10 protein-coding genes and 2 tRNA genes are annotated in these 15092 nt (G+C 40.8%); 4 read left to right on the top strand and 8 right to left on the bottom strand.

All coding sequences use genetic code 11. The features are described from left to right. Nucleotides 1-69: 69 nt before the first annotated feature. Nucleotides 70-1347, top strand: a complete 1278-nt coding sequence (locus tag D1013_RS05085) for a UDP-N-acetylmuramoyl-tripeptide--D-alanyl-D-alanine ligase (protein WP_121847844.1) — start codon at nucleotides 70-72, stop codon at nucleotides 1345-1347. Nucleotides 1348-1356: 9 nt separating this feature from the next. On the opposite strand, the gene D1013_RS05080 is transcribed toward D1013_RS05085, so the two are convergent. After that, nucleotides 1357-1431 (bottom strand) — tRNA-Val (locus D1013_RS05080). Between the two features lie 205 nt (nucleotides 1432-1636). Between D1013_RS05080 and D1013_RS05075 the strand changes: the two genes are divergently transcribed. Then, a complete protein-coding gene (locus D1013_RS05075; protein WP_121847843.1) occupies nucleotides 1637-2695 on the top strand; it encodes an NHL repeat-containing protein in 1059 nt (352 codons plus the stop codon). A gap of 100 nt (nucleotides 2696-2795) precedes the next feature. Here the strand turns inward: D1013_RS05075 and D1013_RS05070 are convergent. From D1013_RS05070 to D1013_RS05040, 7 genes are all read right to left on the bottom strand, one after another. Beyond that, nucleotides 2796-2870: transfer RNA gene (locus D1013_RS05070), tRNA-Val, on the bottom strand. A 60-nt stretch (nucleotides 2871-2930) separates the two neighbouring features. Continuing rightward, on the bottom strand, nucleotides 2931-4142 hold the full coding sequence (locus D1013_RS05065) for a bifunctional folylpolyglutamate synthase/dihydrofolate synthase (protein WP_121847842.1): 1212 nt from the start codon (nucleotides 4140-4142) through the stop codon (nucleotides 2931-2933). Continuing rightward, on the bottom strand, nucleotides 4139-5089 hold the full coding sequence (locus D1013_RS05060; protein WP_121847841.1) for an energy transducer TonB: 951 nt from the start codon (nucleotides 5087-5089) through the stop codon (nucleotides 4139-4141). The genes D1013_RS05065 and D1013_RS05060 overlap by 4 nt, the downstream gene beginning before the upstream one ends. Then, the gene (locus D1013_RS05055) at nucleotides 5089-5475 is read right to left on the bottom strand and encodes an ExbD/TolR family protein (protein ID WP_013992279.1); all 387 of its coding nucleotides are present in this window, start codon (nucleotides 5473-5475) and stop codon (nucleotides 5089-5091) included. The genes D1013_RS05060 and D1013_RS05055 overlap by 1 nt, the downstream gene beginning before the upstream one ends. Before the next feature lie 9 nt (nucleotides 5476-5484). Then, nucleotides 5485-6177 (bottom strand): MotA/TolQ/ExbB proton channel family protein, encoded by a 693-nt coding sequence (locus D1013_RS05050; protein WP_121847840.1) that lies wholly within the window; start codon nucleotides 6175-6177, stop codon nucleotides 5485-5487. Between the two features lie 51 nt (nucleotides 6178-6228). Further along, nucleotides 6229-7596, bottom strand: a complete 1368-nt coding sequence (gene nhaD / locus D1013_RS05045; RefSeq protein ID WP_121847839.1) for a sodium:proton antiporter NhaD — start codon at nucleotides 7594-7596, stop codon at nucleotides 6229-6231. Between the two features lie 12 nt (nucleotides 7597-7608). Then, nucleotides 7609-8841: a Glu/Leu/Phe/Val dehydrogenase dimerization domain-containing protein gene (locus D1013_RS05040; RefSeq protein WP_121847838.1), complete on the bottom strand. Its 1233-nt coding sequence runs from the start codon at nucleotides 8839-8841 to the stop codon at nucleotides 7609-7611. Nucleotides 8842-9114: 273 nt separating this feature from the next. Here D1013_RS05040 and D1013_RS05035 point away from each other — a divergent pair, with 273 nt between their 5' ends. After that, nucleotides 9115-10257, top strand: coding sequence for an acyl-CoA dehydrogenase (locus D1013_RS05035; RefSeq protein ID WP_121847837.1), 1143 nt, complete (start codon nucleotides 9115-9117; stop codon nucleotides 10255-10257). 326 nt (nucleotides 10258-10583) lie between these two features. After that, nucleotides 10584-15092 carry a glutamate synthase large subunit gene (gene gltB, locus D1013_RS05030; protein ID WP_121847836.1) on the top strand — a complete coding sequence of 1503 codons (4509 nt, stop codon included), beginning with the start codon at nucleotides 10584-10586 and terminating at the stop codon, nucleotides 15090-15092.

Genomic DNA, 15092 nt, shown 5'->3' with positions numbered 1-15092 from the left:
TCAAAATATTGAATTCAGAGAGAGTCCCGAGTAATTTTTTACCGGGACTTTTTTTATACTTTTATCTTCATGAATATTGAACAACTGCACCAGCATTTTCTAGAGAACACCATAGTTTCTACCGACACGAGAAAAATTTCAGAAGGCTGTATTTTCTTTGCCCTGAAGGGTGATAATTTTAATGGTAATGCCTATGCCGAAGAAGCCTTAAAAAAAGGAGCGAGACTTGCCGTAGTAGACGAATCTGAGTATGCCACAACAGAAAAACACATTCTCGTAAACGATGTTCTCAAGACCTTGCAGGAGCTTGCTCGATATCATAGAAACCATTGTACTGCAAAGGTTATATCCTTAACCGGATCCAATGGTAAAACTACTACCAAAGAGCTCATCAATGCTGTTCTTTCAAAAAAGTACAAGACTATTGCTACCAATGGCAATCTTAACAATCATATCGGGGTTCCTTTGACATTGTTAAGAATTACCGATGAGACTGAGATAGCCGTAGTTGAAATGGGAGCCAACCATCAAGAAGAAATAGCCTTTCTCTGTTCTATAGCCGAGCCCGATTTCGGATACATTACAAATTTTGGCAAAGCACACCTCGAAGGTTTTGGAAGCGTAGAAGGCATCATTAAAGGAAAAAGCGAACTCTATGATTTTCTAATAGCTAACGAAAAATCAATTTTTCTAAATGCAGATGACCCCATTCAAATTGAAAAGTTAGGTAGTTATATTAAGAAATATGGTTTTAGTCAACATAATTCTGAGTTCTATCCTATCACTTTTTTAAATGCCGACCCTTTTGTAAGCTTCAGATTTGACGATACAGAAGTTTCGAGCCGGTTAATCGGAAAGTACAATTTCACTAATTGTGCCGCTGCTACCATAATTGGCAAATTCTTTAATATACCTACCAGCAGCATACAAGAGGCTATCGCAGAATACACCCCAAAGAACAATCGATCACAAATACTAGAAAAGGGTGGACATAAAATTGTTTTAGACGCCTATAATGCAAACCCTACCAGCATGCAAGCGGCCTTGGAAAATTTTGAACAGATGCCCGCTGCGAACAAAGTACTTTTTCTTGGAGACATGTTCGAGCTTGGGGAAACGGCAGGTAAAGAGCATCAGAACATAGCCGATTTAGCCGCTAAGATGAACTTTAATCAAACCTATCTAATAGGTAAGAATTTTGGCAAAACGAAGACTTCCCTGACCAAGTATTCCTCTTTCGACTCTCTATCGGAAGATTGGAAGAATATTTCTTTAGAAAAAAACAGTTTAATTTTGATTAAAGGTTCTAGAGGTATGGCTCTTGAGCGCATTTTAAACCTTTTTTAGAAAAGATAGTGGGTTATACTGGATTCGAACCAGTGACCTCTGCCCTGTCAAGGCAGCGCTCTAAACCAACTGAGCTAATAACCCAAAAAAGTTGGGCAAAGGTAAAACTTATTTCGGATTAAGAAAATGAAAATTTAATCCTAATTATGCACGGCTAAAACTTTCTACAAAACAAAGATCCAAATTCATAGACATCTTTAATTTTCACAATCAAAAATTTACAATTCCTCAAAGTTGTGATTTAAATAAAGTATTTTTATAAGATATCAATTGCACCAAGCGAAACACAATGAACCAAAATCAAAACTCAAGAAGAGACTTTATCAAAACGACCACCCTTGCTTCAAGTGCGAGTCTCATAACACCTATCAACACCTTCGGAATCATTACTAAAAACAACAAAAAAGAAATGGTCGGCCACGGAGACTTCAAATATAACGTAGACAAAGAGTGGGGCATTCAAGACCCCTCTAAAATTCCCGTAAACGACTGTCACGAAATGGTGATGGATAGTAAAGGTCGTATACTAATGACCACCACAGGTGCCAATAACAATAATGTTTTAGTTTATGACAAATCAGGAAAGGTTCTTGAATCATGGGGCACTGAATTTCCTGGTGCTCATGGGTTATCGATAATGGGAGAAAATTCTGATCAATTTCTTTTTATCACCGACCCAGACACCCATAAGGTCACTAAAACCACCATTGACGGTAAAATTCTTATGACCTTAAATAGACCAAAAGAGGTTGATGGCTATACCAGCGACGAACAATTTAAGCCAACCGAAACGGCTATTTTACCAAATGGAGAATTTTATATTGCAGATGGCTATGGTGAGAACTATATTATTCATTATGATGCCAAAGGTAATTATTTAAGACACTTTGGAGGCAAAGGTACAGGCGAAGACCAGTTTAACTGTTGTCATGGTATCACCTTAGATACTCGCGATAAAGCCAACCCTACTTTATTAATAACCTCAAGGGCCAGTCAAGAATTTAAAAGGTTCACTTTAGACGGAAAACATATTGAAACCATAAAGCTGCCTGGGTGCTCTATATGCAGGCCTGTAATAAAAAATGGGAATATCTATTTTGCTGTTATCGTTACAAAAACATGGGACAGCTATGATGGCATGATAGCCGTCTTGGATGGCGACAATAAAATTATATCGCTACCTGGCGGAAGTGCGCCCGATTACAGTTCTGGAACCCTCAAAGAGCCTACCTATGATGGTAAGACCTTTAGAAACCCCCATGATGTTTTAGTAGATGACGATGGAAATCTTTATGTTCCCCAATGGAATTCAGGTAAAACCTACCCCATTAAACTAACAAGAGTTTAGGTTCTTTCAGGAAATTTATTCCGTTTTGAAGACACACAGAACCTAAAAACTTAATGAATAGAAATAAAAAAACCAGATTTTTTAAGTCTGGTTTTTTTCGTGGGCAATGAGGGATTCGAACCCCCGACCCCCTCGGTGTAAACGAGGTGCTCTGAACCAACTGAGCTAATTGCCCGAAAAGGTGTGCAAATATAGAATTCTTTTATTTACTCCCAAAGAAAAATGAAAATAAAATTTAAAGTATTTCAGCCACTGTAAAAGTGCTTCCACCAACGTACACAAAATCAACATTTTCCGCAGAACTTAAAGCCTCGGTGTAAGCTGCCCTAACAGAGTTAAAAGCAGTACCGTTTAATCCAAATTGGCTTGCTTTAGCCTCTAACACCTCTACAGGCAAGCCTCTTTCCAAATTAGGTCTACACCAATAGTACATGGCTTTCTGAGGCAACAAAGGCAAAATGGCGTTTAAATCCTTTCCCTTTACAAAGCCTATTACCATATGCAGGTTACGGTACTTTTGTTTAGAAATTTGCCTGACAATCAATGCCAAGCCTTCTTTATTATGGGCCGTATCACAAATTACCATTGGTCGGTCGTTCAGCTTTTGCCAACGCCCCATTAGACCGGTATTAGAAATGACATTTTTGAGTCCGTTTTTGATGTGTTCTTCCTTCACATCAAAATCATGCAACAAATTAATTACGCCCAGCACCCCCTTAATATTCTTTGCTTGATAATCTCCCAATAAAGCAACTTCGTAATTATTGTAAGATCGGTCTTCCGCAAAATAAATTTGGGCATTGCGCTCGTCAGCCAATCGTTTAAAAACATCAACGGTCTCTTCTTGAAATTCACTGATTACTACTGGCACCTTTTCCTTAATAATACCGCCCTTCTCATAAGCGATTTTTTCAAGCGTATCTCCTAACATGTCAGTATGATCCAAACCGATATTGGTGATAAGGGATACTTCAGGAGTAATTATGTTAGTTGAATCCAATCTCCCGCCCAATCCAACTTCAATTATCGCTATATCGACTTGCTCATCTGCAAAATGTTCAAACGCCATACCTACGGTCATTTCAAAGAAAGACAAATGTCTTTTTTCAAAAAAGGACTTATTGGCTTCAATGAAATCAATGACAGTATTTTTTGGAATGGGGTTTCCGTTAATTCGAATTCGCTCTCGAAAATCTTTTAAATGTGGAGAAGTATAAAGCCCCACCTTATAACCTGCCTCTTGAAGAATAGAGGCCAGCATGTGACTACTTGAACCTTTTCCGTTCGTACCGGCTACGTGAATAATTTTAAATCTCTTATGGGGATCGCCCAGATGTTCGGAAAAAGCAATTATTCCATCAAGTTTACCGCTGAAAGCCTTTGCGCCTTGTTGTTGGTACATTGGAAGTTGGGCAAACATCCAATCCAAAGTTTCCTGATAGGTCACTCTCCCAATTTAAAGTTCACGACAACAAAGCCAACTTGCTGGCTCGGCGCATTGGAATCTAAGTTCCACTTATGCTTAAAGGCTGTTTTCTTTGCAGGATCCAATAGGCACGGACTGTTATTTGTGGTTCCCTTGACCCCGGGAGTAGCGCTCACTACATTACCATTACGGTCTACCACGATTTTAACCACTACCCTACCTTCTTCGTTACAATCTTGTTTGACCTGGCCTTTACTGACTAAAGATCTACCGTTTAAACCATACCCTCCTGTACCACTACCAGAACCGGGAGCACCGTAGTAACTCGTGGCATAGGGATCACCTCCGGGCTGGCCTTTATCACCTGCCCTACTGTCATCACCTTCGCTACCCGAAGCCGTACCCTCTGACTTACTGATACCTCCTATCAGTTCATCAAGTTTCTTCTTTTTAGCTTCTTGTTCTTGCCTGGCTCGCTCTTCGGCTTCTCTTTTCTCTCGGGCTACCCTTTCAGCTTCGGCCTTTTTTCGCTCCTCAGCTTCTGCCGCTTTTTTCTTGGCCAAACGCTCGGCTTCCTCGGCCTTTCTTTTTGCCTCCTGGGCTTTCTTTATACGAATAGACTCTTCGTTTTCTTGAGTTAGCACCTTTTCGGATGGGGCTTCCTCGGCAACAACTTCCTCAGGTACTTCTTCTGGCACTTCCTCTTCAACAACTTCTTCCTCTACCGCTTGCTCTTGCTGGGTCGGTTCTACAGGGGGCGTATCTAAAGGTTCGGAACGTACAGGTTCTTTAGGCTGTACATTTCCGCTACCAAACTCCATTGTTCCAAAATTAACGGTGATCCCGTTCTCTTCTGGAGGATCCATATAAGTTAGGCCGATATAAAACATAACAAGAAGAAGCACGCTTAGTAGAAAGGTAGTAAGCGTGAAAGATTTTTTCTTGTGTCTCGTGTCTAGAAATGACATTAATTGGGGCGCACGGCCAAGATTACCTTGTAATTATTTCTATTGGCGATATCCATAACGTTTACTGCCTCTTTTATGGCCACGCTTTCTTCCGCTCTTAAAATAATAGTAGGCTTATCCTGTCCCTCAAGTGCTTTTTTTAGTTCAATTTCAATGTATTCTCCGTTGATCCGTTCATTGTTGACAAAATACTGTAAGTTCTTATCAATACTTACGGAAACATTCTGCGTATTGGTAGATTTGCCCTTTGCCTTTGGCAACAACAAATCCAATGCGTTAGGTGAATTGGCAGTTAGCATGAAAAATATCAACAACAGAAACACGATATCTGTCATAGAAGACATGCTAAAATCTGGACTGACCTTATTTCTACCCTTTAATTTCATTTTCTGAGATTATAACGGTTCGTTCAGCAAATCCAAGAATTCTACTGCATTCGCTTCCATTTTATGCACCACCTTATCGGTTCTATTGACCAGGTGATTATAACCTATATAAGCGATAATACCTACTATAAGACCTGCTACGGTGGTTGTCATCGCCGTATAAATACCTGATGCCAATGAACCCATTTCAGCTTGGCCACCACTGGTAGCCATTTCATGGAATGCCAAAATCATACCAATAACGGTTCCTAAAAACCCAATCATCGGTGCCGCACCGGCAACAGTTGCCAAAATGCTAACGTTTTTCTCTAACTTATAAACCTCTAAGGTACCGGCATTTTCAATGGCGGTATTAATATCGTCAAGAGGTTTGCCTATACGAGAAACCCCCTTTTCGGTCAGCCTTGCAACCGGAGAATCGGTTTGTGCACATAGCAACTTGGCAGCTTCTAACTTACCATTGGTAACATGGTCACGTATTTGGTTCATGAAGTTCTTATCAATCTTTGATGCAGCCTTTATCGCAAACAGACGCTCGAAATAAATGTACAAAGCCACAAATAGAAGAATGAAAAGTACCGTGATTATCAACACGCTTCCCGTACCACCATTGAAGATAAGATCGATTACAGAAAGTGTTTTTTCCTCAGACATCACATCGCCCACAGCGGGGTCTTGCGCCACATCTTGAAATAGCATCATAGTATTCTTAGTTATTACAGTTGCCTCTATAACGGTATTTTGTCGATTAAATTATCCGTGTAGCACAAAATTTCTTATCAAGGCAAAAGCTACCGCACCACCAATAAAACCTACAAAGGCCAACCAAGTGATTTTCTTTAGATACCAGAAAAAATCAATTTTTTCCATACCCATAGCAACAACACCGGCAGCAGAACCGATAATCAACATACTACCACCTGTACCAGCTGAATAAGCGATAAAGTGCCAAACAGGATCATCAATAGGAACAGAGAACATACCCATACTGGCAGCCACCAAAGGAACGTTATCAATAACCGCAGACCCGATACCAAGAATCAAAACCACTAAATCGGAAACTAGTTCGCCAGCTGATTCGGTACCCAACATTGGTAGGTTACTTTCAAGGCTTTCAGCAAAATGGAACAACATTCCCAACGATTCTAAGGCGGCAACAGCCAATAAAATACCAAGGAAGAAAAGTATACTTGGCATCTCAATCTTAGAAAGGGAAGCGTGAACAGGACTGTGGTGACCTGCCGTATCATGGCCTTCACCATCTACGGTAGACAAGCTAAATTTAGAGCTACTGTAAATCTCGGCAAAGGTCGCTACCACGGCAAGAGACAACATCATACCCACATAAGGAGGCAAATGTGTAATCGTCTTAAAAAATGGCACAAATACAATTGCCCCTAAGCCAAGGTATAACATAGTAGAACCAAATTTTGATTTCGGTGCTTCATCAGCTTCAGAATCCATTTCTATAGTTCCGCTGAAAGCTTTATATCTACTAGCCAATAAAACGGGCAAAACCATACAAATAATTGAAGGGACCAATACGTGCTCGACCAAAAGCGGGGCGGTTACCTTATTACCGATCCATAACATGGTAGTAGTAACATCACCAATGGGTGACCAGGCACCACCAGCGTTTGCAGCGATTATAATCAAACCTGCAAACCATAAACGAGTTTCTCTTTCTTTGACCACTTTTTGCAAGATGGTAATCAAAACGATGGTCGCGGTCAGGTTGTCAATAATTGCCGAAAGAATAAATGCCAAAATAGAGAACAGCCATAACAGTTTTCTCTTGCTTTTGGTCTTTATATAGCCTTTAATTGTGGCAAAACCATCGAAATAATCTATGATTTCAACAATGGTCATCGCCCCCAAGAGAAACACGAGAATCTCTGCTGTTTTACCTAAATGATGAAGTAAAATTTCATCGATATGGGTGGGTTCCAGCTCTTTTAAAGCCGTGTTCACCTCAAAAACATCCATATGGGCCAAAGCGATTACTGCCCATAGAATGGCCATCATTGCCAATGCAGGAATAAGCTTGTCGATTTTTAGGTTATGTTCCATGGTTATCGCCAGATAACCTACAATAAATACAATGATGATAATTGTCTCCATGTTCTCTTCGTTTTATATTAGTTGTTTTAGTGCAATTTCAAATGCGGTTTTACTGATATTTTTTGGTGTTGGATTTTGGCTAAAGATATTTAAAATTGCCTTCCTAATAGTATGGGAAGTATCATTAAATATCATTTCATCATCCATGGCAACCCTTTTTTCCATAAAGTATGCAAACACCCGGGCCATACCACAGTTCGATATAAAATCAGGAATCAAACTCACCTTGCCATCGGCATATTCCATAATCGGCCCAAAGAAAATCTCTTTATCAGCGAACGGAACGTTGGCACCACACGAGACCACTTCAAGGCCACTTTGAATCATTGATTCAATTTGACTTTTTGTTATTAGACGGGAAGCGGCACAAGGAGCAAAAATCTCCGTCGGCATTTTCCAGATTCTTTCATTTATCTCCTCAAAGGAAATCAAACTTCCAGATTCAGGAATTAGGGTATTACCCATTTTCTTCAAAAAAAGCGCCCTTATCTCATCGTAGGTAAAACCCTCTTCATTGATCAAACCACCTGCCCTATCGATAATACCGACCACTTTTGCGCCCATTTGGGCCAAATAATATGCAGCGGCCGCACCGACATTACCAAAACCTTGAACAACAGCCCTTTTACCAACTACGTCACCCCCATAAATTTCGTAGAAATGTTTGACCGCCTCGGCAACACCAAAGCCTGTAATCATATCGGCAACGGTATATTTTCTAGAGGTATCAGGTGAATAACTTAGATTTTCGATGGGCTTAATAACCCCTAAGCGAAGCTGTCCGATTCTATTTATCTTATCAGCCTCCGTGGGCTTAAAATGACCATTAAAAACTCCTTCTTGCGGATGCCACACTCCGGCATCTTCGGTAATGGGAATCACTTCGTGAATTTCATCAACATTTAAGTCGCCCCCAGTACCATAATAGCTTTTCAGCAATGGCGATACCGCATGGTACCAGCGTTCGAGAACGCCTTTTTTTCTTGGATCATTGGGGTCGAAATTAATTCCCGATTTAGCTCCGCCTATCGGAGGACCAGAAACCGTAAACTTGACTTCCATGGTCTTCGCCAAAGAAAGCACCTCGTTCATATCGAGACCTTGACGCATTCGGGTGCCGCCCCCGGCAGCGCCCCCTCTTAGGGAATTAATTACCGTCCATCCCTCTGCATCCGTAAGGGAATCTTTCCAGTTAAAGACAATTTCAGGCGGTTTATTTTCGTAAGTATGAAGTAATTCTTTCATTGAATTGATTTAAAATTAAAAGACAGATGATGTGCGAATAAAAATGCGAAAGTTGCTTATGTAGAACCCCAAAAGGGGCTAATGCTGTCTCATAATTTTATTTTTTAATCAATTTTTAAGGATGCCAGACAAATATAAAAATTTGCGACCGTATTATATACTTTTAACAATTACTCTTAAAAATAATGTATCTTTCAAATCGGCGCATCGAACACGTACTTATACAGCCATCTCAAGGCTAAAATGTTAACCCCCTAACACTCAACAACTACTATGGATTTTTCACTTTCTGAGGAACAAGAAATGATACGACAGGCGGCAAGAGATTTTGCCCAGAATGAACTTTTGCCCGGTGTCATCGAAAGAGATGAAAATCAAACCTTCCCAAAAGAACAAATCAAAAAACTGGGAGAACTCGGTTTTTTAGGAATGATGACAGACCCAAAATACAATGGCAGCGGTATGGATACCCTCTCTTACGTCATCGCCATGGAGGAACTATCAAAGGTAGACGCCTCAACTTCAGTTGTTGTTTCGGTCAACAATTCATTGGTATGCTGGGGGCTGGAAACTTTTGGAAACGAGCAACAAAAAGAAAAATACCTAAGCCGTCTGGCCTCGGGTGAAATTATTGGTGCGTTCTGTCTTTCAGAACCCGAAGCTGGTAGCGACGCCACCTCTCAAAGAACCACTGCAATCGACCAAGGCGACCATTACATTTTAAACGGCACCAAAAACTGGATCACTAATGGTGGTACCGCAGAGGTATATCTAGTTATCGCCCAAACCGATAAAGAAAAGGGACATAAGGGAATCAACGCCTTAATTGTTGAAAAAGACATGAAGGGATTCGAAATCGGCCCGAAAGAAAACAAGTTAGGCATTCGTGGGAGCGATACACACTCGCTCATTTTTAATGACGTCAAGGTACCCAAAGAAAATAGGATAGGCGAAGATGGTTTCGGATTCAAGTTTGCAATGAAAACATTATCTGGGGGCAGAATCGGAATTGCCGCCCAAGCTTTAGGCATAGCTGCCGGGGCATATGAATTGGCCTTGAAATACTCAAAAGAAAGAAAGGCATTCGGCACCGAAATTGCCAACCATCAGGCCATAGCCTTTAAGTTAGCCGACATGCACACACAAATTGAAGCCGCGCGACTACTGGTTTATAAAGCAGCCAGAGATAAAGATGAAGGAAAGAATTACGATTTATCAGGCGCCATGGCTAAACTTTATGCTTCTCAGGTGGCAATGGATACGGCTGTAGAAGCCGTTCAAATACATGGTGGAAACGGTTTTGTTAAAGATTATCACGTAGAACGTCTTATGAGGGATGCGAAAATCACGCAAATCTATGAAGGCACTTCTGAGATTCAGAAAATAGTCATTTCAAGGTCGATTTTACGGGATTAAGCCACAACCTTATAGCAATTCAATACAAACACCCCTCTTAAATAAGGGGTGCAACCAACTAAAAATTCCATATTTTGTTCAAAACCCTTTCATCGATAGGGTTATTTGTTACAAAAGACAATCTATTGACCGCCGACCCCTTCAAAAACTTTATTACATGAATGTAATGGCCTAAATTTACCATTCTGATAATTTAGAGGGGTTGATAATCCATATTTAAACATATTTTAACGTTTTATTAAAAACGTTGAATTTTTATTCGATTGTCCCGAAAACACTGTATATAATGCATCAAAAAAGTTATTTTTGAGGAAATACCATAATATATGACGCTGAAGAAACAAGGATTGTACCTGCCGGAATTTGAACATGACAACTGTGGAGCTGGATTCATTTGTAGTCTTAAAGGTAAAAAGTCGAACGACATCATTCATAAAGCCCTGGAAATTCTGCACCGATTAGAGCACAGAGGTGCCGTGAGTGCAGATGGCAAAACGGGTGATGGCGCCGGTATACTTATTGATATACCGCATGACTTCTTTAAGGCCGTTTGCGAATTTGAGCTTCCGGAACCTGGTGAATATGCCGTGAGCAATATGTTTTTACCACAAAAAGAGAATCAGAGAAATTACTGTATCTCTTTGTTTGAAGAAAACATAAAAAAACAAGGGCTGAAACTTCTAGGGTGGCGTGATGTTCCGGTAAATCGCTCCATACCTGGTAGAATAGCCATGGAAACCGAGCCGTTCGTCAAACAGGTATTTATAGGTAAAGAAGATGCCGACCAAGACATCTTTCAATTCAACCTTAAACTTTATGTAGCTAGAAAGGTTACCGAACATGCCATCATTAAGTCTAAACTTTCTGAAAGCAAGTATTTCTACCTTCCTAGTCTATCTACCAAGATTATTATTTTCAAAGGGCTACTAATGCCGAAAGACATTAGTCTTTACTATAAAGATTTGATGGACCCCCGAGTGGTTACCCGACTTTCTTTGGTACACCAGAGGTTCTCAACGAACACCTTCCCAACTTGGGATTTGGCACAACCCTTTAGATATATGTGCCATAATGGTGAAATAAACACCTTAAGAGGTAACGTAACTAGAATGCGTTCGCGCGAAGAGCTACTTCAAAGCGACCTTTTTGGCGATGAAATAAAAAACATTCTTCCTGTTATTTTACCTGGTAAGTCAGATTCGGCCACGATGGATATGGTGGTAGAGCTTCTATTAATGACCGGAAGGTCATTGCCAGAAGTAATGATGATCTTAGTGCCTGAAGCTTGGGAAAAGAATGCTGACATGTCAGAGGCAAAAAAGGCCTTTTACGAGTACCATTCTTGTATGATGGAGCCTTGGGATGGTCCGGCCTCTATTCCGTTCACAGATGGAAACTATATCGGTGCCGTATTAGACCGTAACGGCCTTAGGCCATCAAGATATTCGGTTACTAAAGATGGCTACGTAATAATGTCATCTGAAACCGGTGTTCTTGACATCGCTCCGGAAAACATTGAATTTCACGGTCGATTAGAGCCTGGTAAAATGTTCTTGGTAAATATGGAGGAGGGTCGCATCATAAACGATGAAGAGATCAAAGAAAATATCGCCAAGAAATATCCTTATAAAGAATGGTTAGACAACAACCTGGTTCACCTAAGGGATATACCTTATAATGATTGCCCCCTTTTCTTGGGCGAAGCATCCCTAGAAAAACGCAAGGCTGCATTCGGTTATACCTTGGAAGATATCAATACCATCATTCTACCAATGGGTAAAAGTGCCAAAGAACCTATTGGTTCTATGGGTTCAGACACTCCAATTGCCGTGTTATCACAGCGTCCTCAGTTGATATATAATTATTTTAAGCAGTTGTTCGCACAGGTGACCAATCCGCCGTTAGACGGTATTCGAGAAGAGCTGATTACAGATATTAGCTTGACCCTAGGAAGTGACCATAATATTTTTGATTTCTCGGAACTTCACTGTAGAAAACTCAAAATACAGAACCCGGTTATCTCTAAAGAGGACCTTGACAAGATAAAAAATTACGATGCCAGTCCTGACTACAAGGTAGTATCTATACCGACTCTTTACGAAATAGAAAGAGGCCTTAACGGACTCGAAGATGCTCTTGAATCTATTTTACAGCAAGCTTCAAAAGCAGTAGATGAAGGTGCCAACATTTTAATTCTTTCCGATAGAAATGTTAACGAGAAAGATGCACCTATACCTGCCCTATTGGCCTGCTCATTCGTAAACAGTGGTTTACAGCGCATGGGCAAACGTAACAAGATGAGCATCATCATCGAATCGGCCGAACCAAGAGAGGTACACCATTTCTGTCTATTGTTCGGTTTCGGTGCAAGTGCCATCAACCCGTATTTGGTCAACGAGATTATCGGAGAACAAATTGAGGAGCATGATATAACCGAATTTACTTTTGAAGAAGCCGTTAAAAATTACAATAAGGCTATCGGAAAAGGTATTTTAAAGGTGATGAACAAAATTGGTATCTCTACCCTTAATTCATACAGAGGTTCTCAATTGTTCGAATGTATCGGAATCAATACCACTGTGGTAGGCAAATACTTCCCGAATACGCCAACCAGAATTCAAGGTATCGGGCTTTACGAAATCGAGAAAGAAATCGCCAAAAGACACAAGAAGGCATTTGCTACCAAAGAAGTAGCAGCTACGCTTGATTTAGAAATTGGAGGTGAATATCGTTGGAGACGTGAAGGTGAAAAACACATGTTTAACCCTTTGACCGTTGCAAAACTTCAAAAGGCGGTTAGAGGAAATGAACCTGGCACTTATAAAGAGTTCTCTGAAATGGTCAACGAACAATCAAAAAACTTGATGACCATTCGCGGTTTGTTCGAATTCTCGAATTTTGACCCAATTCCGTTAGAAGAAGTCGAACCTTGGACTGAAATCGTCAAAAGATTTAAGACAGGTGCCATGTCTTACGGTTCAATTAGTAAAGAGGCCCATGAGAATTTGGCCATAGCCATGAACCGTATCGGAGGTAAGAGCAACTCTGGTGAAGGTGGTGAAGATTCAGAACGTTTCTATAAAAATGCTACTGGAGATTGGCGAAATAGTGCCATTAAGCAGGTGGCTTCAGGTCGTTTCGGCGTAACATCCGATTATCTGACCAATGCCAAAGAAATTCAAATAAAAATGGCCCAAGGTGCCAAGCCAGGCGAAGGTGGTCAATTACCAGGACCAAAAGTAAATCCTTCGATTGCTAAGACCCGAAATTCTACTCCTTATGTAGGATTGATTTCGCCACCGCCGCACCACGATATTTATTCAATTGAAGATTTATCGCAACTTATTTACGACCTTAAATCTGCGAACCGCGAAGCACGTGTCAACGTGAAACTGGTTTCAGAGGTGGGTGTAGGTACCGTCGCCGCTGGTGTTTCAAAAGCAAAAGCAGATGTAGTTCTTATTTCCGGTTTTGATGGAGGCACCGGTGCTTCACCGTTAACATCACTTAAACACGCCGGTCTACCTTGGGAGCTGGGTATTGCCGAAGCTCAGCAAACATTGGTAATGAACGACCTAAGAAACAGGATTGTGCTTGAATGTGACGGTCAATTAAAGACAGGTCGTGACGTAGCAGTAGCCTGTTTGTTAGGTGCTGAAGAATTTGGCTTTGCCACTGCGCCGTTAGTTGCTTCCGGGTGTATTATGATGCGTGTATGCCATTTGAATACTTGCCCTGTTGGTATAGCCACACAAAACCCTGAACTCAGAAAGAAATTTAAAGGTAAGCCCGAACATGTTGTCAATTACATGTATTTCGTAGCCCAAGAATTGAGAGAGATAATGGCCCAGCTTGGTTTCCGTACGGTAAATGAAATGGTAGGTCAGGTTCATAAATTGGACAGAAAGGCCGCTATTGAGCACTATAAAGCTGCCGGTATTGACTTGACTCCTATTCTATACCAAGTAGACGTTCCAACAGGAACGAAGTTCTACAATACCCAAAAGCAGGATCACGATATCGATAAGTCGATAGAGTTCGATATAATTGCGAAGGCCAATCCTTCTTTGTTCCGAAAAGAGAAGTTAACCCTAGATTTCCCGATTAAAAATACCGATAGAGCAGTTGGTGCTATTATCAGTAATGAAATTTCAAAGGTTTACGGGGCGCAAGGTCTGCCTATCAATACCTTGAAACTCAATTTCACTGGTTCTGCAGGTCAAAGTTTCGGTGCATTCGCTACCAGAGGTTTGACCATGACCGTCAACGGTACTACCAATGATTATTTAGGCAAGGGACTTTCAGGAGCCAAATTAGTGGTTAAAGTGCCTGATGGTTCGACCATTGTTCCGGAAAACAACGTTATAACCGGTAACGTTACACTTTATGGAGCCACTGCAGGTAGAGCCTACATCAATGGTAAAGCTGGAGAGCGTTTTTGCGTGAGAAATTCTGGGGCTAAAGCTGTCGTTGAAGGAATCGGAGACCACGGTTGCGAGTATATGACCGGGGGTGTTGCCGTTATACTTGGCGAAGTAGGTAGAAACTTTGGTGCCGGTATGAGCGGTGGTATCGCTTATATTTTCGATGAGAAAAAGACCTTCAGAAACAGATGCAATAACGAGGCATTGAACCTTTTAGAGGTGACCGAAGACAATGATATCAAACAGCTAAAAGATTTGATTGAAAGTCATTACAACTCGACCATGAGCCCGTTGGCACAAAGAATACTTGAAAAGTGGGATACTTGTTTGCCACAATTTATCAAAGTATTGCCAGAAGAATACAAACAGGCTTTGATTCGATTAGAGAAAGAAAAATTAGAAACGATATAA

It is taken from the genome of Euzebyella marina (genome assembly GCF_003687485.1).
GTDB classification, from domain to species: domain Bacteria; phylum Bacteroidota; class Bacteroidia; order Flavobacteriales; family Flavobacteriaceae; genus Euzebyella; species Euzebyella marina.
Note: the sequence above shows the minus strand (reverse complement) of the source record. Positions and strands in the feature narration are given on the sequence as shown.